The organism is Alterirhizorhabdus solaris (genome assembly GCF_007785815.1).
GTDB classification, from domain to species: domain Bacteria; phylum Pseudomonadota; class Alphaproteobacteria; order Sphingomonadales; family Sphingomonadaceae; genus Alterirhizorhabdus; species Alterirhizorhabdus solaris.
Genome location: NZ_VNIM01000210.1, coordinates 1 through 1,142, shown reverse-complemented (window position 1 = coordinate 1,142; position 1,142 = coordinate 1). Strand labels below are relative to the sequence as shown.

The 1,142-nt window shown below is 65.3% G+C and carries 1 protein-coding gene and 1 tRNA gene; one reads left to right on the top strand and one right to left on the bottom strand.

Going from position 1 to position 1,142, the window contains the following annotated elements; genetic code table 11:
* Positions 1–460, top strand: a 460-nt coding sequence (locus FOY91_RS21350) for an IS630 family transposase (protein WP_145156083.1), incomplete at its 5' end; no start/stop codon positions are given.
* A 376-nt stretch (positions 461–836) separates the two neighbouring features.
* Here FOY91_RS21350 and FOY91_RS21345 read toward each other — a convergent pair.
* Positions 837–927: transfer RNA gene (locus tag FOY91_RS21345), tRNA-Ser, on the bottom strand.
* Positions 928–1,142: the final 215 nt, after the last annotated feature.

Here is a 1,142-nt window from a genome sequence, read left to right as displayed (position 1 = left end):
TGGTCGCTGCCGGCGCGGCGAACGCCTGCGCTCGGGCGTACCTCATGGACACTGGAAGACCACCACCCTCGTCGCCGGGCTGCGCCGCACCGGCATGGTCGCGCCGATGGTGCTCGACGGACCGATCAACCGCGATGCCTTCATCGCCTATGTCCGTCAGGTGCTGGTGCCCGACCTCTCGCCCGGCGACATCGTCATCATGGACAATCTGTCGAGCCACAAAGCCCCGGCCGCCCGGGAGGCGATCGAAGCGGCGGGCGCGACGCTGCTCTTCCTCCCCCCCTACAGCCCCGACTTCAACCCGATCGAGCAGGCCTTCTCCAAGCTCAAGGCGCACCTGCGCAAAGCCGCCGAGCGCACCATTCACGGCCTGTGGAACGCCATCGGCTGCATCCTCGACCTTTACCCGCCGCAGGAATGCGCCAACTACTTCGCCAACGCCGGTTACGATGCAGACTGATAGGAAACCGCTCTAGCGGCGGCGACTAGCGTCTGCTTGCCCCCCTCGTTGACAAACGAAGGCAGTAGGACGAGCGAACGACGGCTTTTGGGAACCGCATCCATGATACTGAACGACTGGTATTAGGGCGCGTAGCTGCAGACCAATTCGTAATGAACGAGCGTCCGGCTACGACGTCGCGCCGCTCAAAGGCGGCCCGTCCGTTTCCCACCAAGTTTGCCCGAGCTTGGTTAACCTGCACGCCTTCCAAAGAAGCTTCGAGGCCGCCAGCCTAGGATGCTCACCGTAACCGGAGCTGCAGAGTGGGTTGATTGGTGGGGCTGAAAGGGAAAACGCCAGAAAAACGTAGAGAAATCAATGACTTGCATCACAGTATTGGCGGAGCGGGAGGGATTCGAACCCTCGAGGAGCTATTAACCCCTACACACTTTCCAGGCGTGCGCCATCGACCACTCGGCCACCGCTCCGCATACCGGAGGGTGCCCCTATCCTGTGCGGTCGCACTCCGCAAGGCGTGTCGACAGGCAAGGCCGATCGGGGTGGCTCAGTTGCGGTGGCCGCGATTGCCGCCGTCGCCGCTCCGGCCGCCCCTGCCGCCGCCCGGCGTGGCCTGCGCGCGCCCGGCGCGGGGGAAGGCGCCCCAGACGCCTTCGCCCCGGCTCGCGCGGGCGCGCTCCGGGTT